This window comes from Streptomyces lasiicapitis (genome assembly GCF_014646335.1).
Taxonomy (GTDB): domain Bacteria; phylum Actinomycetota; class Actinomycetes; order Streptomycetales; family Streptomycetaceae; genus Streptomyces; species Streptomyces lasiicapitis.
In genome coordinates, this window is the sequence record NZ_BMNG01000017.1 from 44967 (window position 1) to 65672 (window position 20706).

At 70.5% G+C, this 20706-nt stretch carries 22 protein-coding genes; 7 read left to right on the top strand and 15 right to left on the bottom strand.

What is annotated here, in order from left to right:
* Positions 1 to 40 precede the first annotated feature (40 nt).
* The 5 genes from IEY91_RS42720 to IEY91_RS33000 all read right to left on the bottom strand — a co-directional run bounded on the left by IEY91_RS42720 (position 41) and on the right by IEY91_RS33000 (position 4188).
* Positions 41 to 1051, bottom strand: coding sequence for an SMP-30/gluconolactonase/LRE family protein (locus IEY91_RS42720; RefSeq protein WP_189176806.1), 1011 nt, complete (start codon positions 1049 to 1051; stop codon positions 41 to 43).
* Positions 1052 to 1154: 103 nt separating this feature from the next.
* On the bottom strand, positions 1155 to 1673 hold the full coding sequence (locus tag IEY91_RS32985; RefSeq protein ID WP_189176807.1) for a DUF6624 domain-containing protein: 519 nt from the start codon (positions 1671 to 1673) through the stop codon (positions 1155 to 1157).
* Positions 1674 to 1709: 36 nt separating this feature from the next.
* The gene (locus IEY91_RS32990; protein WP_189176808.1) at positions 1710 to 2885 is read right to left on the bottom strand and encodes a methyltransferase domain-containing protein; all 1176 of its coding nucleotides are present in this window, start codon (positions 2883 to 2885) and stop codon (positions 1710 to 1712) included.
* Positions 2882 to 3850, bottom strand: coding sequence for an ATP-grasp ribosomal peptide maturase (tgmB, locus tag IEY91_RS32995; protein ID WP_189176809.1), 969 nt, complete (start codon positions 3848 to 3850; stop codon positions 2882 to 2884). The genes IEY91_RS32990 and tgmB overlap by 4 nt, the downstream gene beginning before the upstream one ends.
* The gene (locus IEY91_RS33000; RefSeq protein WP_229697385.1) at positions 3850 to 4188 is read right to left on the bottom strand and encodes a hypothetical protein; all 339 of its coding nucleotides are present in this window, start codon (positions 4186 to 4188) and stop codon (positions 3850 to 3852) included. The genes tgmB and IEY91_RS33000 overlap by 1 nt, the downstream gene beginning before the upstream one ends.
* Positions 4189 to 4917: 729 nt before the next feature.
* Between IEY91_RS33000 and IEY91_RS33005 the strand changes: the two genes are divergently transcribed.
* Positions 4918 to 6270: an NsdA family TPR-like regulatory protein gene (locus IEY91_RS33005; protein WP_189176810.1), complete on the top strand. Its 1353-nt coding sequence runs from the start codon at positions 4918 to 4920 to the stop codon at positions 6268 to 6270.
* 39 nt (positions 6271 to 6309) lie between these two features.
* On the opposite strand, the gene IEY91_RS33010 is transcribed toward IEY91_RS33005, so the two are convergent.
* Complete coding sequence (locus IEY91_RS33010; protein WP_189176811.1) at positions 6310 to 6750, bottom strand: ankyrin repeat domain-containing protein; 441 nt, start codon at positions 6748 to 6750, stop codon at positions 6310 to 6312.
* A gap of 219 nt (positions 6751 to 6969) precedes the next feature.
* Between IEY91_RS33010 and IEY91_RS33015 the strand changes: the two genes are divergently transcribed.
* Complete coding sequence (locus IEY91_RS33015) at positions 6970 to 7377, top strand: hypothetical protein (RefSeq protein WP_164319140.1); 408 nt, start codon at positions 6970 to 6972, stop codon at positions 7375 to 7377.
* 88 nt (positions 7378 to 7465) lie between these two features.
* Here IEY91_RS33015 and IEY91_RS33020 read toward each other — a convergent pair whose 3' ends face one another.
* A complete protein-coding gene (locus IEY91_RS33020) occupies positions 7466 to 7969 on the bottom strand; it encodes a GNAT family N-acetyltransferase (RefSeq protein WP_229697386.1) in 504 nt (167 codons plus the stop codon).
* A gap of 162 nt (positions 7970 to 8131) precedes the next feature.
* Here IEY91_RS33020 and IEY91_RS33025 point away from each other — a divergent pair, with 162 nt between their 5' ends.
* The gene (locus IEY91_RS33025; protein WP_189176813.1) at positions 8132 to 8332 is read left to right on the top strand and encodes a hypothetical protein; all 201 of its coding nucleotides are present in this window, start codon (positions 8132 to 8134) and stop codon (positions 8330 to 8332) included.
* A gap of 15 nt (positions 8333 to 8347) precedes the next feature.
* Here IEY91_RS33025 and IEY91_RS33030 read toward each other — a convergent pair whose 3' ends face one another.
* A complete protein-coding gene (locus tag IEY91_RS33030; protein ID WP_164324853.1) occupies positions 8348 to 9400 on the bottom strand; it encodes a LacI family DNA-binding transcriptional regulator in 1053 nt (350 codons plus the stop codon).
* A gap of 216 nt (positions 9401 to 9616) precedes the next feature.
* Here IEY91_RS33030 and IEY91_RS33035 point away from each other — a divergent pair, with 216 nt between their 5' ends.
* Genes IEY91_RS33035 through IEY91_RS33045 form a run of 3 tightly spaced genes read left to right on the top strand, consistent with a single transcriptional unit; the run spans position 9617 to position 12848 of the window.
* On the top strand, positions 9617 to 10768 hold the full coding sequence (locus tag IEY91_RS33035; RefSeq protein WP_189176814.1) for a Gfo/Idh/MocA family protein: 1152 nt from the start codon (positions 9617 to 9619) through the stop codon (positions 10766 to 10768).
* A 41-nt stretch (positions 10769 to 10809) separates the two neighbouring features.
* The gene (locus IEY91_RS33040; RefSeq protein ID WP_189176885.1) at positions 10810 to 11976 is read left to right on the top strand and encodes a dihydrodipicolinate synthase family protein; all 1167 of its coding nucleotides are present in this window, start codon (positions 10810 to 10812) and stop codon (positions 11974 to 11976) included.
* Positions 11973 to 12848: a sugar phosphate isomerase/epimerase family protein gene (locus IEY91_RS33045; protein WP_189176815.1), complete on the top strand. Its 876-nt coding sequence runs from the start codon at positions 11973 to 11975 to the stop codon at positions 12846 to 12848. Before IEY91_RS33040 ends, IEY91_RS33045 begins: the two co-directional genes overlap by 4 nt.
* Positions 12849 to 12869: 21 nt before the next feature.
* Here the strand turns inward: IEY91_RS33045 and IEY91_RS33050 are convergent, their stop codons facing one another.
* On the bottom strand, positions 12870 to 13481 hold the full coding sequence (locus tag IEY91_RS33050) for a winged helix-turn-helix domain-containing protein (RefSeq protein WP_189176816.1): 612 nt from the start codon (positions 13479 to 13481) through the stop codon (positions 12870 to 12872).
* An 84-nt stretch (positions 13482 to 13565) separates the two neighbouring features.
* Between IEY91_RS33050 and IEY91_RS33055 the strand changes: the two genes are divergently transcribed.
* The gene (locus IEY91_RS33055) at positions 13566 to 13838 is read left to right on the top strand and encodes a hypothetical protein (RefSeq protein WP_164324861.1); all 273 of its coding nucleotides are present in this window, start codon (positions 13566 to 13568) and stop codon (positions 13836 to 13838) included.
* A 34-nt stretch (positions 13839 to 13872) separates the two neighbouring features.
* Here the strand turns inward: IEY91_RS33055 and IEY91_RS33060 are convergent, their stop codons facing one another.
* The 6 genes from IEY91_RS33060 to IEY91_RS33085 all read right to left on the bottom strand — a co-directional run bounded on the left by IEY91_RS33060 (position 13873) and on the right by IEY91_RS33085 (position 20603).
* The gene (locus tag IEY91_RS33060; RefSeq protein ID WP_189176817.1) at positions 13873 to 14307 is read right to left on the bottom strand and encodes a DUF937 domain-containing protein; all 435 of its coding nucleotides are present in this window, start codon (positions 14305 to 14307) and stop codon (positions 13873 to 13875) included.
* Positions 14308 to 14534: 227 nt separating this feature from the next.
* Positions 14535 to 14930 (bottom strand): D-ribose pyranase, encoded by a 396-nt coding sequence (gene rbsD / locus IEY91_RS33065; RefSeq protein WP_189176818.1) that lies wholly within the window; start codon positions 14928 to 14930, stop codon positions 14535 to 14537.
* A gap of 46 nt (positions 14931 to 14976) precedes the next feature.
* On the bottom strand, positions 14977 to 15885 hold the full coding sequence (locus IEY91_RS33070) for a ribokinase (RefSeq protein ID WP_189176819.1): 909 nt from the start codon (positions 15883 to 15885) through the stop codon (positions 14977 to 14979).
* A 74-nt stretch (positions 15886 to 15959) separates the two neighbouring features.
* The gene (locus IEY91_RS33075) at positions 15960 to 17852 is read right to left on the bottom strand and encodes an ABC transporter permease/substrate-binding protein (RefSeq protein WP_229697399.1); all 1893 of its coding nucleotides are present in this window, start codon (positions 17850 to 17852) and stop codon (positions 15960 to 15962) included.
* A 58-nt stretch (positions 17853 to 17910) separates the two neighbouring features.
* On the bottom strand, positions 17911 to 19575 hold the full coding sequence (locus IEY91_RS33080; RefSeq protein ID WP_373288071.1) for a sugar ABC transporter ATP-binding protein: 1665 nt from the start codon (positions 19573 to 19575) through the stop codon (positions 17911 to 17913).
* On the bottom strand, positions 19572 to 20603 hold the full coding sequence (locus IEY91_RS33085) for a LacI family DNA-binding transcriptional regulator (protein WP_189176820.1): 1032 nt from the start codon (positions 20601 to 20603) through the stop codon (positions 19572 to 19574). The genes IEY91_RS33080 and IEY91_RS33085 overlap by 4 nt, the downstream gene beginning before the upstream one ends.
* Positions 20604 to 20706 lie beyond the last annotated feature (103 nt).

Genomic DNA, 20706 nt, shown 5'->3' on the forward strand with positions numbered 1-20706 from the left:
GAGATATACCTCCGAGCATACGACGGGAACCGGCCAGTGGCTACGCCCGCGCGATGCCCTCCCCACCGCCGCCGCCATCACCGCCGCCGCCGAGTGGCACGGCCACGGCGCCGTACGTCGTGTCGGGCATCGGCGGCGTCGTAAACCGGGCGTTGACGAGATAGAGCCGGTCACCGAACCGGGCGGCGGTAGACGGAACGTCGAATCGAGGATCGACGATGCGCCGCTGAAGGGCAGCCGTACCGCTCCCCGCATCGAGCCGGAACACGCTGACCAGGTTGGACCGGTTCTGCACGACGTAAAGAGTGCGCCCGATCCGCACGAGCCCATCCCCGTTGACCACATTCTCCGCACCCCGCAGCCGAATCTCCCGGGCGTACCCATCCCTGGGATCGACCCGATACAACCGCCCCACAGGCTGACTACTGACAACAATCAGCCCCCGCCCATCGGGCGCCCCCACCACCCCATTGGCGTTGTTGACATCGGGCACCTGCTGCCAGTCACCGCGGAGCGGCACCTTCCGTACGTCCCCACGCCCACGCCTTTGGCGCCCCAGGGGCACCCCGTACAACACCGCGTCCCGCGAATCGGTGAACCAGGCGCGATCCCCGAGCAGATGCACATCATTGACGAAGTGCCCGCTCGCATCGGTCAGTTGATAAGCCGCCACGACCTCCCCACTCCGCGGATCAAGCACCCGAGCACTCCCACTCCCACCCCCGGCGACGTACAACAACCCGTCCCGCCCGACCTTCATCCCCACGGCCGGAACCCCCGCCGCCCCCGCATGAACGACTTCCCCACGCCCGTTCCGCAGGTCGGCCCGGTACACGGCCCCGGTCCCGAGCGATCCGACGTAGGCGTACGGCGCTGCCCCGATGGCGATGCCTTCGGGCCGGAAGCCGTTGGGCAGCGGGAAGCTGGTGGGCCACTCGGCGGGGGACGCTGCGGGGGGTTCGGCGGCGGAGGCGGTGCCTGTGGTGACGGCGACGGAGACGGCGGCGGCGAGTACGGCGCGGCGGGACGGAAGGGGGCGATGTGTGGTCATGGTTCAGCTCTCCGTATCGGCTGTGGGAGGGAGACGAACGAGACGAACTCCCCTTCAGCATCGGTGAGCTGGGCTCACTTGGGTACCGGAGTTCCCGTCAGTGTCACGCTTCCTCGTAGAGCGCACGCATCCGGGCGTCGTTCTCGGCGTGCGGTTCGAGACCGGCGGCTGCGCGGCGCTCGTCGAGGTGGTCGGGGTCTTCGACGGGCTGCATGCGCAGTCCGTCGGCGTCCCGGATGTACTGGGTGCCGTACACCTGCGGAAGCCCGTCGTGGACGCGGCACCTGTCGACGAGGAATGCGAGGTCCGCCGGGTCGGCGTCGCCGACTTCCACGGCAGCGGCGAGGAGGCCGAGGGCACGGTGTTGGAACTCGGGATCCTCGCCGGCGTGCTGCGCGAGCAGCCACGCGGCGTGGGCGGCCTCCTTGCCTACGAGGGCGAACCCTGGCCAGCCGTGGGCGTCGACGACGCGACGGAGCGCGTCAGTGTTGTCGGCGTCGACGGCTCGCCATCGGGCGAGGTGGTCCGGTGGCTGATCGGCTTTGGGAAGCAGCCGCATCCGTTGGTCCTCGGCCATGCGGGCGAGGAGTTCGGTGGCGAGGTCGGGGCGGCGAGGGGCCATGGTTTCGTCACCCTTCGGGGTCGGAGACGGCGGCGGCTACAGCGTCCAGCAGTGGACCGTGCCGTCCGGCGCGGTGTATCTCACCGCCTGTTCGCTGGGGGTGGCCTCGATGGTGAACCATTCCCGACGGGGTCGGTTGAGGCGCTGCCACAACTTGTGGGCGGCTTCGATCGGTTGCCACAGATTGCGCGGGCCGGTGGAGGCGACCAGCGGTGGCCCGTTGGGCGTGTCTTCGACGCGGGTTCCCGATCCGTCGGCGGGGTCGTACAGGATCGTCACGTGCAGCCCGGCGTCGTTCTTCCCGTAGGTCCGGACGAGTCCGGAGGACATGTGGAGCTGGGCGAAGAACGAGAACGTCCAGTCGTCCAGTGCACGGGCCGAGAGCTCGGTCTCCCCGCACAGGCCGTCCGGGACGGCGGGCACCTGTGCGGTTGTCTCCGTACCGCTCTTGAGCGGCATGAACGCGGCGGGCGTGTGCAGGATGTGGCCGACCGCGGTGCCGTCCGGGAGCTTCGTGAGCCGGGCGACCATGCCGCCGGCGAGCGTGCCCTTGATCGGGACGACCATGATGCCGCCGGGGCGCAGCCGCGCCAGCCACTCGGGCGGAACGCGGCGCACGGACGCGGTGGCGATGACGCGGTCGTACATGGCGTCCGTGGGGAGGTCCCGCGCGCCGTCGCCGTGGACGGTGAGCGGATTGAAGCCGACGCCTTTCAGCCGCTGGTGGGCCTTGGCTGTGAGGGATTCGGTGCGGTCGATGGTCGTGACGTGCTTGTCTCCGGCGAGGAAGCACAGGGCACCGGCGTTGTAGCCCGTGCCGGTACCGGCCTCGTACACGTCGTCCCCTTCGTTCACATCGAGGGCGTCGAGCATGTCGGCCATGAGGCTCGGCGCCGTCGAGGACGATGTCGGAACGCCGGTCAGCCCCTCGGGTGCGGCGTCCTCGGCGTGGACGCCGCCCACTTCGGTGATGAGGGAGTCGTCCGCGTAGACGGTGCCGAGCCACGCATCCGCGTCGCCGTCGGTGATGCGCCACGGAATGAACCGCTGGCCGTCGCGGCGGTAGAAGACGGGTACGAATGGATGTCGGGGCACGTTGAGGAAGGCGCCCGCCAGGCGCGCGGACAGCACCACGCCTCCACGGTCGATTTGTTGCGTGAGCAGGACACGGGAGGCGAGGAGGCGTTGTTCGTCGTCGAGAGGGTTGCTCACTGGCCGTTTCCTTCCAAGTAGTCACAGATCGCGGCCGTGATCGGCAGTCCGGTCGCCTGCTCGATGAATCCGTACTGCCCGCTCGGGTTCACTTCCAAGAATCGCCAGTCTCCCTCCGGGGTCACCACGAAGTCGAAGGCTCCGTACGGAAGCCCGAGCCGTTCGAGCACCCGCGACACCCCGGCCGCCACGCCGGGCGGCGGCTCGCAGACCTTGTACGTGTGGCTGTCGTAGTCACTGCGCCAGTCGACGTGGCCCGCGTCGGAACCGGCGTGGATCTCTGCCGCGAAGGTCCGGCCGCCGATGGCAGTCAGCCGCACCTCGTACGCCTTGGGCACCCACTCCTGGAACAGGTGGGCCGTGGTCGCGATGTCCGGGTGGGGCAGCTCGTCGAGGTTCACCATGCTGGCGTACACGGCTGCGGTCTGCCCGTGCACGGTGCCGCGCACGTGGAAGAAGGGCTTGTACACGAGCCGTCCGCCGGTCGACTCGGCGAAGTCCCGCGCCGCGTCCGGATCGTTGGTGATCAGCGTCCGCGGGACGACCAGTCCCGCCTCGGCGGCAACGCGCAGTTGCAGCGGCTTGTACTCGGCATCGGCAGCCGCTCCTGGCGGCGGGAGCCACCGGCACGGCAGCGCTGTCAGCAGTCCGCCGAAGCCCCACCGCGCTTCGGTCTCGGCGACCTTGCGGGCCGCGAGGGACATCTGTTCAGGGAACTTCGGGCGGGTGGGGCGGCGGTAGTAGACCGCACGGACCGACGCCAGGTCGAGCCTGCGGCGGTCATTGGTCAGCGTGCCGTGCCAGCGGTCGCCGCTGAGGCTCGCGGAGAGCGTGAGCCTCAGCGGGAACTCGGCCATGTCAGCCCGGAAGACGGGCACGGCACGCCGGTTCAGTTCCTCAACCACCAGGTCACAGGTCGGATCGAACCGACCCGCCAGGATGAGTACCTGTCCGGCGTCTGCCATCAGTCGTCGCTCGGTCCAGGGTCGTCCGGCGCGTCCATCTGGCCCGAAGGCTGAGTGGGACCGTAGGTCTTCGGCGGGTTCTTGGTCATGTAGACGCCGGGCGGCAGACCCTCATAGGTGCCCGTTTGCGACTCCTCGTCGTACTCGACATCAGACGGCATGATGCCGCCCGTAGCCGACACCGGCACGAGGAATCGGAACGCGAAAGGCATCGGCCCGGCGGCCCCGGACAGCTCCGGCATGGTGGCGGCGCCGTCGGTGCTCAACGGGAACCGCAGTTCTGGTACGTCGAGTGCCAGCCCGGCGGGCCGACGCCCTTCAACCTGTGTGGTGGGCATTGCTTTCCCTTTTTTCGATGGATGGGAAGTGCTCGTACCACCCCGCCCATCCAGGGCGGGGGAACCTTGCAGTGGTCACGGACGAGTCGACTGCGGACAACGGTGATCGCGCTGGAAGAGAATCAAGGCCAAGCACGACAGCGGCGGTTCCGCCGTCGCAAGCTAACCGTGCCCACATGGGGTCGCTCCGTTCGGTGACCCCTGCCTCGTATCGATCTTGAATTCGCTCCATACCGTCTTGCCGCACGGAACGCGCGGCTCCACCCCCCATCCGTCCGCGAGCGCGTTCACGAGCATCAAGCCACGTCCGTTCGTGTCGTCAGTGGTCGCGTTCTGAACCTGCGGTTGGCGTCGGGTCGGGTCGTGCACCGCGACACGCAAACGGCCGTCTTCCCACGACGCTTCGACGAGGAAGTGACCGCCCTCAGGGGGCCATGAACAACCGCGTTCGTCGCGAGTTCGGAGACACAGAGTTCGGCGTCACCGGCACGTTCGGTGATGCCCCACTCGCGCAGTGCGTCACGTAGGAAGGAACGGGCTTTGGGTACTGCTATGCGGGTACGGGGAAAGCGTTGCGTCACCGATCTCGGCATGAATGCAACTCCCTTACCTGCGAGGCTGGTTCGACAAATAAGGGAACTGCCGAGCCGGAACCGGGGGTACCGTCGAAGAGGGTGGCAGAGGGTGGCACTTGAACCACCGGCCGTTGCGAAGGGGTAGGGACTCAACATGACTTCGCCGAACGCGGACTTCGCACAGTGGCTCAAGCGGTCCGGCCTGAGCAACAAAGAGTTGGCCCGCCGCATCAAGTCCGCAGCTCAGGTGTGGGGCCAGCCGCATATCCAGTCGGATGCCACGGCTGTGCGCCGTTGGCTGGGCGGTCTCCAGCCGCGCCCACCGGTGCCCGAGATCATCGCGGATGCCATCTCCGCGAGCGTCGGGTTTCGGGTCACGACGTATGACCTTGGGTTCGGTGAAGGGGACACTTCGGACCGCTCACTCGTCTACAACTCGTCCTTCGCCGTTACGGTGGAAGCTGTTGCCGACTTGGGGAGAGCAGACGTGGATCGTCGAAAGTTCCTGGCAGTGGCACCTTTTGCCGCCGTCGCAGCAGTCGGGCCGTCGCGTGACTGGCTGCTCAACACCCTTGACCAGCATCCCGAGCCAGGGCCGCAGGTGCGTCTTGAAGATGTCACCGCTGTGAAGAACATGTTCGGCGAGTTCCAGAAGATGGACGTACTGCAGGGCGGCGGATCGGGTCGCCTGATCCTCGCCGAGTACATGAACCATCACGTCTACCCGTTGCTCAGGCGTGCGCACTCGGACGATGTACGCCGCGCCCTGTGCGAGGCCGCGGCCGAGCAGACCTACTTGCTGGGATGGATGGCGTACGACAGCGGCGAACACGGCACGGCCCAGAGGTACTTGATCCAGTCGCTTCGGCTCGCCGAGGAATCGAAGAACGCACCTCTCGGGGCGCATGTCCTGGCTGGGATGGCTGATCAAGCCACTCTGCTAGGGGACCCAGGCGAGGGCCGTCGCCTTGCACAGGCAGGCCGGGCCGGACTGGGCAAGCACACATCACCCGCGTGCCTCGCCGACCTGTGGGCGTTGGAAGCCCGGGCGTTGGCGAAGCTCGGAGACAAGTCCGATGCGGCGCGTGCCGTAGCGCAGTCCGAGTCCGCGTACGGGCGCGTACGGCTCGAAGAGGAACACGAATGGGCGGCCTTCATCGACCCGGCGTATCTGCACGGCGAACACGCCAACACCTTCCGGGATCTCGGCCAGGCCGATACTGCGGAACAGCACGCGAGGCAGTCCATCGACCATGCCCGCAAGCAGCGCCGCGCCCGCCGGGGAGCCATGTCACAGGCCGCGCTCGCCGTATCGCACTTGCAGCGCCGCGACCTCGAAGCGGCCCACGCGGCGGGGCTCCGGACTGTCACGCTGTCGCACCAGGTTAAGAGTTCGCGATGCGTCGAGGCGGTGCAAGACTTGCAGCGGCGTATGGAGCCGTTCGGAAATCATCGGCTCGTCGCTGACTTCAATGAGCGGGCACGCGAGCTGGTCACTGCCGCCTAGGAATCGGCGTAGCAACAAGAGCGCCCCCACCGGGGTTGCCTACGCCGTACGCGGTTCCCCGCCAGGTGCCGCCCCCGCCGCCGTCAGCAGCGCGGCCGTTTCCGGGTGCGGCCCCTCGTTCGCCCACTCCAGCGGCGTGCGGCCCGTCCCGTGGTCCTCGCGGAGGTTTGGGTTCGCGCCGTGGGTGAGGAGTTCGCGGACCGTCTCGGTGTGGCCCCAGCATGCGGCCGCGCACAGTGGCAGGCCGTCCGAGCCGAGGCCGGCGCTTTCGGTGTCGGGGGAGGCGCCGGCCGCCAGGAGGAGGTGGGCGATCCTCGCCTTGCCGTTGACGGAGGCGTCGTACAGCGGGGTGAGGCCTTCCCAGTCCGCCCGGTTCGGGTCGGCTCCGGCCCGCAGGAGTGCCTTCACGCGGATGACGTTGCCCTCCGGGATCGCTTCGAAGAGTTGGCGGGAGTACTTCTTCTGTTTTCTTTGGTTCATGGGTGTTGAGGGTATTTGACCTGCGGGTTTACGGGCCGCCCCGGGGTCGTGGCGGAGCCGTGTCCGGGCGGGGGGTGGGGCGTGGCGGGGGTGTGACAGGTCGGTGTCAGGGGTGGGGGCGAGCTTAGAGGCGTACCAAGTTCGGCCCGGCCGGGAACGGCTCGGCTGGACTGCCTTTCCATTCCGTACCGCTACGGCTCTTGAGGAGCAGACATCATCATGGCTATCACCCTTAACGACCAGGACAAGCTCACCCTTCAGACCGCCGCTCACGGTGCCGTCTACCTGATGGCCTACGCCGCCGTCGCCCACTCGCCGCACCGGGCCGCCACCAACGGCAGTTTCGCCCTGTATTCGGCGACCGGTCAGGTCGGTCACGTACTCGCCGAGAAGCCCAAGGGCATGAAGCTGAACGGCAAGTCCACGGCGGAGATCGCCGACGAGGTGCTGCCCGCGCTCACGGCCGCCATGGAGTTGCTGAAGAAGCAGGACCTCGCCGAGGCCGACAACTTCCGCAGCACCGTCGCCGTCGCCGTCGAGGCCGCCGCCCAGACCCGCAACGCCCAGCCCAGCCCCGCCCTCGCGGAGATGGCCCGCAAGATCACCCAGGCCGTCGACGCCGCCTGATGCGGGTTCCGGAGACCGGACAGAACCACCCGCGTTCTGTCCGGTCTCGGCCGCGTTGGGGGGGCGGGGGCGGACGGGCCCGTGGGCTTCAGTTCAGGGTGAGGAGCACCTCGTCGATCTCGCCGTCGCGTGCCTGGCCGAAACCCTTGCCATGCCCGGTGATGACGAAGCCGCACTTCTCCAGTACGCGGATGGAGCCGCCGTTGTCGGCTGCCGCGTGGGCGTGCAACGGTCGGGTGCCGACGAGATCGACCAGCGCCGTGAGCGCCGCCGTGGCGATTCCGCGTCCCCAGTGTGCCCGGCCGATCCAGTACGTGACCTCGCGTTCGTCCGGCGGGCCGTACACCGCGGCATGGCCCACCACCTCGTCGTCGGCGAGCACGGTGCGTATCAGGACATCGGGGTTGGAACGGATCCTCGCCCAGTGGCTGTCGAAGTGCCCACGGTCGTAGTGGTATTGCCTGGTGACAGCGGCCACGTGCTGCGCCGCGGGGTCGGACAGGTGCTCCCAGAAGGTGGGCAGGTCGCTGTCACGCACTTCGCGCAGGGAGATCATCTGGGTGGTGGCTCCTGTGTCTGGTCGAGACTTCATCGAGCGGCGGCCATGACCGCCTGCGTTTGAGGCTTTTCGCGTTGTGTACGCCGCCCACCAGTCAAGCATTCAGAAAAAGTCCCCAAAGCAGCTTCAATGAAATGCTGGAAGGGTGCCGCGAGCCCACGCCCGGCTCGGACGGTGAACCCCTGGAGGCCTGGTGTGAAGTTCCTTCTTGAAGTCGACATGGACGGGGACGTGGACGGCACCCCGTCCGCCGAGGACACCACCCGCGAACTGGGCCGCATCCTGCGCTACTGGGCGGGAAATCTGCGCCACTACGACCTGAAGCCGGGTGTGGGGGAGGCGGTGTACGACTCCGGCCACCGCGAGGTCGGCCGGTGGACCGTCACCGAGTCCTGAACGAGTACCCCGAGCTCACGGCTTGCGCGGCACCCCCGTGGACCCCCGCACCATCAACTCCCCGTGCACCGTCGCGATCCCCCCGGGCGGCTCCTCCTCCCGGGCCATCGCGATGCGCCCCGCCCGCGCCCCCGCCTCGTACAGAGGAAGCCGCACCGTCGTCAGCGCGGGCACCGCGTCGATGCTGAAGGGGAGGTCGTCGAAGCCCGCGACCGAGACGTCGTCGGGGATCGAGAGGCCACGGTCGCGCAGGGCGGCGCAGGCGCCCAGGGCCACCGTGTCGTTGGCGGCGACGACGGCCGTCAACTCGGGGGCGCGGCGCAGGAGTTCGAGTGTGGCGTCGTATCCGGAGCGGCGGTCGTAGGGGCCGTGGAGGGTGAGGCGCGGGTCGTCCGGGACGCCCGCGTGGGCCAGTGCCTCCTGGTGGCCCTCCAGGCGGTGGCGGGTGGTCGTGCGCTCCGTGGGGCCCGCGATGTAGCCGATGCGGCGGTGACCGAGGCCGATGAGGTGGTCCGTGAGGCGCCGCCCGCCGCCCCGGTTGTCGAAGGTCAGCGCCACCGCGTCCGGCGCGTCGTCCGCCGGAGGGCGCCCGCACAGCACCACCCGTGAGCCCGCCTCGCCCAGCCGCCGCAGCTTCCCGCCGATCGCCGCCGCGTGCGTGGCGTCCTCGATGGCGCCGCCGGTGACGACGACGGCCGCGGCCCGCTGCCGCTGCAGCAGCGTCAGGTACGTCAGCTCCCGCTCGGGCGAGCCGCCAGTGTTGCAGACGACGGCCATGCGTTCGCCGCCCGCCCGGCCGCCGGGCCCGGTGATCTCCGACTGCACCGCGCTCGCCATGATCCCGAAGAACGGGTCCGCGATGTCGTTGACGAGGATGCCCACCAGGTCCGACGTCGCGGCGGCCAGCGAGCTCGCGGGCCCGTTCAGGACGTAGTCCAGCTCGTCCACCGCCCGCAGTACGCGCTCACGCGTCGCGGCGGCCACGGGGTAGTTCCCGTTCAGTACGCGGGACACGGTGGCGGGGGACACCTGGGCGCGAGCCGCCACGTCCGCCAGGGTCACGGTCATCTCTTGGCCTCCGGTCTTGTACGAACCTTGTCCGGCAGGCTAGCTTCTCCCCAATAGAAAGCGCTTGCTACGCATGGAGTGCCACACGGAGCACGGACGGGACTCTGGAACCCAGAAACCTCAGGAACCCCAAGAGCCATTGAAACCCCAGACCCCCCGGCCCCCGCCCCCACCCACCGGCCGCGCGCCCAGCGCCCCGCGCCTACGGAGGCTCACGTGACACGCAAGACGGTCCGCATCGCCATGAACGGTGTGACGGGACGCATGGGTCACCGCCAGCACCTGGTCCGCTCGATCCTCGCGCTGCGCGAGCAGGGCGGCCTGGAGCTGGCCGACGGCACCCGGCTGTGGCCGGAGCCGGTCCTCGTGGGCCGCAGAGAGCCGGCGCTGCGCGAGCTCGCCGGGCGGTACGGCCTGGAGCGCTGGTCGACCGACCTGGACGCCGTCCTCGCCGACCCGGCCACCGACATCTACTTCGACGCGCAGGTCACCTCCGCCCGCGAGGAAGCCCTCCGCAAGGCCGTCGCCGCGGGCAAGCACGTCTACGCGGAGAAGCCCTCCGCCACCTCCTTCGAGGCCGCCCTCGGCCTGGCGCGGCTCGCGCGCGACGCGGGCGTCAAGCACGGCGTCGTACAGGACAAGCTGTTTCTCCCCGGCCTGCGCAAGCTCAGCCGACTGATCGACAGCGGCTTCTTCGGGCAGATCCTGTCCGTGCGGGGCGAGTTCGGCTACTGGGTGTTCGAGGGCGACTGGCAGGAGGCGCAGCGCCCCTCGTGGAACTACCGGACCGCGGACGGCGGCGGCATCGTCGTCGACATGTTCCCGCACTGGGAGTACGTCCTGCACGAACTGTTCGGCCGGGTCCGCTCCGTACAGGCGCTCGCCGTCACGCACATCCCGCAGCGCTGGGACGAGCGCGGCAAGCCGTACGACGCGACGGCCGACGATGCCGCGTACGGCATCTTCGAGCTGGACGGCGGCGCCGTCGCGCAGATCAACTCCTCCTGGACGGTGCGGGTGCACCGCGACGAACTGGTGGAGTTCCAGGTCGACGGCACCCACGGCTCGGCGGTCGCGGGCCTGCGCACCTGCCGCCTCCAGCACCGCTCCGGCACGCCCAAGCCGGTCTGGAACCCGGACCTGCCCGTCACTCACTCCTTCCGCGACCAGTGGCAGGAGGTCCCCGACAACGAGGAGTTCGACAACGGCTTCAAGACGCAGTGGGAGCTGTTCCTGCGGCACGTGTACGAGGACGGGCCCTACCGGTGGGATCTGCTCGCGGGGGCGCGGGGGGTGCAGCTGGCGGAGCTGGGGCTGCGGTCCTCGGCGGAGGGGCGCAGGGTCGACGTACCGGAGATCGCGCTGTGAACGCGCCGAAGCCGGAGCCGTCCGTGCCACTGGAGCCGCGTGTGCCGCCTGAGGAGTCCGTGCCGCCCGTGCCGCCGAACGCCCCGCTCCCGCCCCTCACCTCCCGCACCGTCTTCGCCGCCGCGCACGTCGTCGCCGATCCGCGTGCCGACGTGTCCCCGGACGGCCCCGCCGCCGTCGACTGGGACGCCACGCTCGCCTTCCGCCGCCATCTGTGGGCGCACGGGCTGGGCGTCGCCGAGGCCATGGACACCGCGCAGCGCGGCATGGGCCTGGACTGGCCGGGTGCGGCCGAGCTGATCCGGCGGTCGGCGGCGGAGGCGAAGGCGGTGGGCGGCCGGATCGCGTGCGGGGTGGGCACGGACCAGCTCACGGCGGCCACAGGCCAACTCGCCGCGCCCGCAGACCAGTTCGCCGCGTCCCCGCTCACTCTCGCCGACGTACGTACTGCGTACGAGGAGCAGCTCGCCCTCGTCGAAGGGGTGGGCGCGCAAGCCATCCTGATGGCGTCACGGGCGCTGGCGGCGGCGGCCAAGGGCCCCGACGACTACCTGACGATCTACGCCGACCTGCTCCGGCAGGCGAGCGCCCCGGTGATCCTGCACTGGCTGGGCCCGATGTTCGACCCGGCGCTCGCGGGCTACTGGGGCTCGGCCGACCTGGACGCGGCCACCGACACCTTCCTGGAGGTGATCGCCGCACACCCCGGCAAGGTGGACGGCGTGAAGATCTCCCTCCTGGACGCGGACCGCGAGGTTGCCCTGCGCCGCCGCCTGCCGGACGGGGTGCGCTGCTACACCGGCGACGACTTCCACTACCCGGACCTCATCGCGGGCGACGACCACGGCTTCAGCCACGCGCTGCTCGGCGTCTTCGACCCGCTCGCGCCGGTGGCGGCCCGAGCCGTGCGCGCGCTGGACGCCGACGACCCCAAGACCTTCCGTGAACTCCTCGACCCCACTGTCGAGTTGGCCCGTCATCTCTTCCGGGCGCCCACCCGCTTCTACAAGACGGGCGTCGTCTTCCTGGCCTGGCTGGCCGGCCACCAGGACCACTTCACGATGGTCGGCGGCCTCCAGTCGGCCCGCTCCCTGCCGCACCTCACCAGGGCGTACGAACTGGCCGGCGCCCTGTCCCTGTTCCCCGACCCGGACTTGGCGGCACACCGCATGCGCACGCTCCGGACGGTCTACGGAGAAACCCCATGACGCCACCCCCACTGTCGCCTCCTACGCCCCCCGTCCCCCTCCCGCCCACCGACTTCAGCATCAACCAGATGACGGTGAAGCAGCTCCCGCTCCCTGAACTGGTCACCGCCTGCGCCGACTTGGGCATCCGGGGCGTCGGCCTGTGGCGTGAGCCGGTCCAGGAGTACGGGGTAGAGGCGGCGGCGAAGCTGGTGCGGGGGGCCGGGCTGCACGTCACCACCCTCTGCCGGGGCGGCTTCTTCACCGCCCGCGACCCCGCCGAGCGGGCCCGCGCCCTGGCCGACAACCGCGCGGCGATCGACGAGGCCGCCGCCCTCGGCACCGACACCCTGGTCCTGGTCTCCGGCGGCCTCCCCGCGGGCGACCGGGACCGCGACCTGCCCGCCGCCCGCGAACGCGTCGCCGACGCCCTCGCCGACCTCGCCCCCTACGCCGCCGCCCGCGCCGTCCGCCTCGCCATCGAACCCCTCCACCCGATGTACGCCGCCGACCGCTGCGTCGTCTCCACCCTCACCCAGGCCCTCGACCTGGCCGAACGCTTCCCCGCCGACCAGGTCGGCGTCTGCGCCGACACGTACCACATCTGGTGGGACGACCAGGCCCCCGCCGCCCTCACCCGCGCCACCACCACAGGCCGTCTGCACGCCTTCCAACTCGCCGACTGGACCACCCCGCTGCCCCACGGCGTCCTCACAGGCCGCGGCCAACTCGGCGACGGCACCATCGACTTCCACCACTGGCGCCACCTCGTCGAGTCCGCCGGCTACACCGGCCCCACCGAGGTCGAACTCTTCAACGACACCCTGTGGGCGAGCAACGGCCGGGAGGTCCTGGCGGAGACGGTGCGACGGTACGTGGCGCACGCCTGCTGAAGGTGCCGGGCCACTGACCCGTCAGTCGTCGTCGGGCGTGGTCGGCAGGGTGGGCCGGGGGCCGTCGTCGGGCACCACCACCAGGCGAACGGCCATCTGTCGTGAGCCGGGCGGGTGGTCGCCGGGCTCGGTCAGGTATTTGTCCAGCAGCGCCTGGTACTCCTCGGCGAACGCGGCTACCTGCTCCTTCGTCATCCGCAGCCCGGCGCGGTAGATCTGGTTCCAGCCCGCGGAGGCGTCGTACCCGGCGTACGCGCTCACGACCAGGTTCAGGTCGTGGGTCATCTTGAGCGCGCCGATCTTCACGGCGGCCTCGCGCTCGTCGGCCGTCAACTCCAGGCCCGGCGGCGTGAAGATGTCCGTCATGAGCGACTTCCACCAGCGCTCCCGGCCGGTGGACCGCTCCCCGATCTCGGCGATCAGCTTCAGGTCGGCGAGCTTGCGCAGGTGGTAGCTGGTGGTGCCGGTGCTTTCGCCGAGGGCCTTGGCGACGCTGGTGGAGTTCGCCTCGCCGTGCTCGCCCAGGTAGCTCAGGATGTCGCGGCGCACCGGGTTGGACAGCGCCTTGTAGAAGGCCTTGAGGTCCGGGCCGGTGAGCACTCTCTTCTCGGGCTTCTCGGGGCGCTCGACCATGCCGACCAGCCTACTGCAGAGACTCTCTGCATTCATTGCAGAGATTGTTTGCAGAATGTCTCTGCGATGGCTATGTTGCCGGTCATGGCTGAATCACTGAATGCCCAGTTGCGGGACGAGATCGACGATCAGGTCGCGGAGGCGTTCGACGCCTACCTGGCCGACAGGCTGGTCGAACCGGGGCCGCTGCGCGCGTCACTGGCGTTGCGGCGCAGCATCAGGCTGGTGCTCGGCACGGTCGGCCTTGGCGTACTCGCCACGGCGCTGGCGCCGGGCGGAAGCGGCGTCGTCTGCTGGATCTGGGGTGCGATCGCGGTGATGAACCTCGCCTGGCTGCTGACCGCGCGTCGTTGCTGACGGTCCGCGGACCAGGCCCTCATGGGGTGTGCCGCTACTTCCCGGGCTTCCGGGCGCGCTTGGTGAGGACCGCCACGACCACCGGGATCAGGAGTTCCACGACGCGGGTGACCGTCGCGGCGGGCAGGCCCGTCTTCTTCGCGACCGCGTTGGCCACCGGCTTGCTCAGGCGGCCGAGCATTCCGGCGACCATGCCGCCGCCGAGCAGGCCGCCGAGGCCGCCGCCGAGGGTGGCGACGCCCTGGAGGGGAGCGTCGTCGTTGCCGGCCGGGGCCTGCTCCGTGAGTTCCCGGCGTATGCCTTCCGCCTCCGCCTCGTCCTCCATGGTTCCCGACAGGGCCGAGGCCGTCGTGGTCACGACCTCCTGGGCGGCCGCCGGGTCCGTGCCGAGTACGTCGGCGATCTCCTGGAGGCGGTCGTCGCCCAGCTCGGTGAGTACGTCCTGCTCGAATGAGTTCTGGTCGCTCATGGGCGAAACGCTACGTCTGGGGTGTTATGTCGGCACGCCGAAATCTTCCGGGGGAAGTTGCCGAAGTCGTGCAACCCTTCCCCCACCACGAGGGTCGTACTTGTTGTCAGTCGCTCTGGAGGGGGGATCCGGGGGGATCCGCGGAGCACTGGCAGGGGAGGGAAACCGAGGGGGCCCGGTCGACGGACCAGGCCCCCTCGAAATGTTCCGGTGCGCCGGCGACGTACTCAGAAGAAGACGCCGCACGTCAGCAACGCGTTCGCGTACGGACTCGCCTCCCCGGTGCGCACCACCAGGCGCGCCCCCGCCGTCCGCTCCTTCAGCTCCTCGTGCGCGATCAGGTGCAGAGCCGGACCCGGAAAGCGCCGCTCAAGGAGTGCAGCCGCCGCCGGATTCGCCTCCCGTACCTCCCGCGCCGCCACCGCGCCCTCCACCACGAGCTCCGCCAACAGCCCGTCGAGGACCTGCGCGAACGTCGGCACCCCGGCCACGAACGCCAGATCCACCACCCGCGGCCCGGCCGGCAGCGGCATCCCCGCGTCGCACACCAGGACCCGGTCGCCATGACCAAGCTCGGCCAGCGCCCCCGCGAGATGACGGTTGAGTATTCCGGCCTTCTTCACAGGGCGGCTCCGAACGGGACAGTCCCCGTGGTCGTCCAAGCGCCGCTCACAGCGCCGCCACCTCCGCCCCCGTCGGATACGACACCTGCGCCCCCGCCCGCGTCACAGCCAGCGCCCCCACCTTCGCCGCGTACCGCGCCGCCGACTCCAGGTCCTCGCCCGCGCCGAGGCGCCACGCGAGCGCAGCCGTGAACGCGTCACCGGCACCCGTCGTGTCCACGGCGTCCACCTTCACCGACGGCACCCGCGCCATCCCCTCGGGACCCGCCACCAGCGCGCCCTCGCCGCCGAGCGTCACCACCACCGACCTCGGGCCGAGCGCCAGCAACCCCCGCGCCCAGTGCTCCGGCGCCTCGGGGACATCCGCCCCGGCGCCCGCCAGGATCACCCGCGCCTCGTGCTCGTTCACCACGAGGGGATCGCAGGCCGCGAGGACCTCGGCAGGCAGCGGCGCGGGCGGCGACGGGTTCAGGACCAGACGCGTGTCCGCGGGCAGGGCGCGCACCACCTCCGCGACCGTGTCGAGAGGGATCTCCAACTGCACCGACACCACCCGGGCCGCCTGGAAGAGGCCCGCCGCGGCCGTCACGTCCGCGGGCGTCAGACGGGAATTCGCGCCCGGCGCCACCACGATGCTGTTGTCGCCCGACGGGTCCACCGTGATCAGCGCGACCCCGGTCGGCGCGCCGCCCACCAGGACCCCCACCGTGTCCACGCCCGCCGAACGCTGCGAGTCCAGGAGCAGCCTGCCGTACGCGTCGTCGCCGACCCGGGCGAGCAGCGCCGTACGCGCGCCGAGCCGGCCCGCCGCCACCGCCTGGTTCGCGCCCTTGCCGCCCGGATGGACGGCCAGGTCCGAGCCGAGCACCGTCTCGCCGGCACCCGGCCGCCGCTCGACTGCGGTCACCAGGTCGGCGTTGGCCGAGCCCACGACCAGCAGGTCGTAGTCATGCATCGTGGTTCTGCCTTTCCAGTCTTTCCCCGTACGTGTGCGCCTCCGCGCGCGGCACACACCGCGCGCGGAGAACCTCACTTGAACCGTGCCACGTTCTTCTCCGTGACCACCTTCACCGGCACCTTCACCACGGCGGCCACCTTCTTGTCGTCCGCCGCGCGGATCGCGTTGCGCACCGCGATCCGGCCCAGCTCCGCGGGCTGCTGCGCCACCGACGCGTACAGCGTCCCCGCCTCGACCGCCTTCAGGCCGTCCGGGGTGCCGTCGAAGCCGACCACCGACACCGACTTGCCCGCCTTGTCGCCGAGCGCCTTCGCCGCGCCGAGCGCCATCTCGTCGTTCTCCGCGAAGACTCCGTCGACGCCCGGGTTGCCCTGGAGCAGGTTCGTCATGACGTCCAGGCCCTTGGTGCGGTCGAAGTCCGCGGGCTGCTTGGCGACGACCTTGATGCCGGGGAACGCCTTGATGCCCTCGGCGAAGCCCTGCCCGCGCTCGCGGCTCGCGGAGGTGCCCGCGGTGCCCTGGAGCACGACGACCTCGCCCTTGCCGCCGAGCTTGTCGGCGAGGGCCTTCGCGGCCTGCTTGCCGCCCGCGACGTTGTCGGAGGCCACAAGCGTGGCGACGTCCGCCTTGTTCACGCCGCGGTCGGCGGCGATCACCGGGATGTCGGCCTTGTTCGCGGCGCGCGCGGCGGGGCCGACGGCGTCGGAGTCGACCGGGTTGACGATGACGGCCTTCATGCTCTCGCTGGTGAAGTTCTGCAGCTGGTTGGCCTGTTGGGACGCGTCGTTCTGCGCGTCCGTGACGGTCAGGTCGACGCCCGCCTTCTTGGCCTCCGCCTGCGCGCCCTCCTTCATCTGTACGAAGAAGGGGTTGTTGAGGGTGGAGAGGGACAGGCCGATCTTCGTCGACGCACCCGAGGAGCCGGTGTTGAAGACGGACACCGCGGCGATCACGGCGGCCGCGACCACGGCCGCGATTGTGTACTTCAGCGCCTGCGGGCCCTTGCGCCCGGACCCGGAGGACGTACTCCCGACGGCGCCCGCACCCGCGCCGGCCCGCCTGCGCAGCGAGTCCAGGAGCACGGCCAGCGCGATCACGACGCCGATGACGACCTGTTGCCAGAACGCCGACACGGAAAGGAGGTTGAGGCCGTTGCGGAGCACCGCGAGGATCAGCGCGCCGATCAGCGTCCCCGACGCCTTGCCGACGCCGCCCGCGAGGCTCGCGCCGCCGATGACGACCGCGGCGATCGCGTCCAGCTCGTAGCCCTGCGCGGCCTGCGGCTGCGCGGACACCAGACGGGACGCGAGCACGATGCCCGCGACGGCCGCGAACAGGCCGGACAGGGCGTAGATGATGATCTTCTGGCGCTTCACGCGCAGGCCGGAGAGGCGTGCGGCCTCTTCGTTGCCGCCGATCGCGTACATCGAGCGGCCGATGTACGTACGCGACAGGATCAGCGCCGTGAGCAGGCCCATCGCCACCATCACGATCACCGGCACCGGCAGCCAGCCGCCGAGCGTGTCGCCGACCTTGGAGACCGACTCCGGGAAGGCGATGGGGGAGCCCTGCGAGATCACCAGGGACAGGCCGCGGCCGATCGACAGCATCGCGAGCGTGGCGATGAAGGGCGGGAGTTTCCCGTACGAGATGAGGACGCCGTTGACGAAGCCGCAGGCGATGCCCGTGGCGACGGCCAGGAGCACCGCGATCCAGACGGGCACGCCCTCCTTCGTCGCCGACCAGGCGAGGACCGTCGCCGACAGGGCCGCCACCGAGCCGACCGACAGGTCGATGCCCGCCGCGACGATGACGAAGGTGACGCCGAACGCGAGGATCGCCGTCACGGCCGCCTGCACACCGACGTTGAGGAGGTTCTGGGTGGTCAGGAAGTCGCCGGAGAGCAGCGACATCGCGACCACCAGGACCACGAGGGCGCTGAGCGCGCCGTTGTCGAGCAGCATGCGGCGCAGGTCGAGGCCCCCGCCGGCGCCGCCCGGGGCCGTCTTGCCGGGCCGGGTGTCAGTGGTTGCCACGGGAGTCCTCCTTCGCGTCCCCCGCAGGGGCGTCGTCGCCCGCGGGGGTGGTGTCGTTGTCCACAGGGGCGCCGGTGTCCACAGGCGCGGCGGTGTCCGTGGGTGCCGCAGAGGAACCCGTGCTGACGGCCAGCGCCATCACCGCGTCCTGCGTCGCCTCGTCCGCGGCGAGTTCGCCCGCGAGCCGGCCCTGCGCCATGACCAGGACCCGGTCGCTCATCCCGAGGACCTCCGGCAGATCGCTGGAGATCATCAGGACGGCGTGCCCGGCGGCCGTGAGTTCGTTGATGAGCTGGTAGATCTCGACCTTCGCGCCGACGTCGATGCCGCGCGTCGGCTCGTCGAGGATGAGGACCTTCGCCTTGGCGAGCAGCCACTTGCCGATGACGACCTTCTGCTGGTTGCCGCCGGACAGAGTGCGTACGTGCTGGTGAAGTCCCGCCATCCGTACGCCCAGTTGGCCTGCGATCCGCTCGGCGGCGGCACGCTGCGCGCCCCGGTCGACGAGTCCCGCGCGGGTCGCCGCCCGCAACGTCACCAGGCCGAGGTTCTCCTCGACGGAGGCGTCGAGCACGAGGCCCTGGCCCTTGCGGTCCTCCGGGACCAGGCCGACCCCGGCGGTCATGGCGGCGTACACGTCGTGCCGGGGCAGCGCCCGGCCCGCGACCTCCACCGTGCCCGCGTCGTACGGATCCGCCCCGAAGACGGCCCGCGCCACCTCCGTGCGCCCCGCCCCGACAAGACCCGCCACGCCGACGACCTCACCGGCGTGCACCTCGAAACCGACGTCGTGGAAGACCCCGCCGCGCGTGAGCCCGCGGACACGCAGCAACGGCGCGTCCCCGTCGGCCTGTTGACCCTTCTCGGTCCGCTCGCGCGGATACTGCTGCTCGATGGACCGGCCCACCATGAGGCGTACGAGTTCGTCCTCGGGCGTCGACGCGGGCACCTGGCCCACGCTGCTGCCGTCCCGCAGCACGCTCACGCGGTCGCCGAGTGCGGCGATCTCCTCCAGGTGGTGGGTGATGAAGACGACGCCGACGCCGTCCGCGCGCAGCCCCCGCACGATGGTGAAGAGCTTTTCGACCTCTTCGGAGGTGAGCACGGCGGTCGGCTCGTCCATGACGAGCACGCGCGCGTGCAGGCTGAGCGCCTTGGCGATCTCCACCATCTGGAGCCGGGCGATGCCCAGTTCGCGGCAGCGGGCGCGCGGGGACACGTCGACGCCCACGCGCGTGAGGAGCTCGGCCGCGTCGGCCTCCATCTTCTTGCGGTCGATGAGGCCGAAGCGGCGCGGCTGGCGGCCCAGGAAGATGTTCTCGGCGACCGTCAGGTCGGGGACGAGGTTGAACTCCTGGTAGATGGTGGCGATCCCGAGACGCTCGGCGTCCTGCGCGCCGTGGATGCGGACCTCCTCGCCGCCGACGAGGATCCGGCCCGCGTCGGGCTGGTTGGCGCCCGAGAACATCTTGATGAGCGTGCTCTTGCCCGCCCCGTTCTCGCCGAGGAGTACGTGCACCTCCCCGCCGCGCAGGTCGAAGTCCACGCCGTCCAGGGCGACGACACCGGGGAAGGCCTTGCGGATGCCTTCGACACGGAGCAGTTCCGGTGCGTCCTGCACGGCGTCGCGCACCGGTGCGGGGCCAGTCATGCGTCACTCCTTCGGGTCGTGCCGGTCGTGGGGTGCTCGCCGCACGAACCGCGTACGACAAGGCGGGCGGGGAGCGTCACGGACTCCGGGGTCCGGCCCTCGATCAGGTCGGTGAGGGCCCGTACGGCGGCCCGGCCGAGCTCGCCCGTGGGCTGGGCGATCGCCGTCATGGGCGGATCGGTGTGCACGAACCAGGGGATGTCGTCGAACGCGGCGAGCGCGATGTCGTGCGGGATGCGGAGCCCGCGCGCGCGGATCGCGTCGAGCGCGCCGAGCGCCATCAAGTTGTCGGCGGCGAAGACGACTTCGGGCGGCTCGGGCAGCGCCAGGAAGCGCTCGGTGGCGCGGCGTCCGCTGCCCGCCTGGAAGTCGCCCTGCCCGATGTAGGCGTCCGGCAGCGCGAGGCCGTACTCGGCGAGCGCGTCCCGGAAGGCGGCCACGCGCTCGCTGCCGGTGGTGGTGGCCGCCGGGCCCGCGATGATGGCGAGCCTGCGGTGGCCGAGACCGTACAGGTGGGCCACCAGGTCGCGCACGGCGGCGCGGCCGTCCGCCCGCACCACGGGCACGTCCAGGCCCGGGATCCAGCGGTCCACGAAGACCATCGGGGTGCCCGCGCGGGCGGCGTCAAGGACGAGCGGGGAGCCGCCGTCGGCGGGGGAGACCAGGAGGCCGTCGATGCGGCGGTCCAGGAGCGTACGGATGTGGTGGTCCTGCAGCTCGGGCCGCTCGTCGGCGTTGCCGAAGATGATGCTGTAGCCGAGCGCGCGGGCCTCCTCCTCGACGGAGCGGGCCAGCTCGGTGAAGTACGGATTGAGTACGTCGCTGATGACCAGGCCGAGCGTGCGCGTCTGGTCCGTCCTGAGGGACCGGGCGAGCGTGTTGGGCCGATAGCCGAGCGCGTCCACCGCGGCGAGCACCCGCTCGCGTGCGGCCGGACTCACGGACGCGTGCGCGTTCAGGACACGCGAGACCGTGGCGACGGAGACGCCCGCACGGGCGGCCACGTCCTTGATGCCGACGCTTGCCACTGCCGATGCCACCTCCTCGTGGAATCGATTACACGAGGGATTGGAATCGATTACACGGGGGTCTGGCAACCCCTTGTCCAGTGGCTGAAACTCGATCGTGACT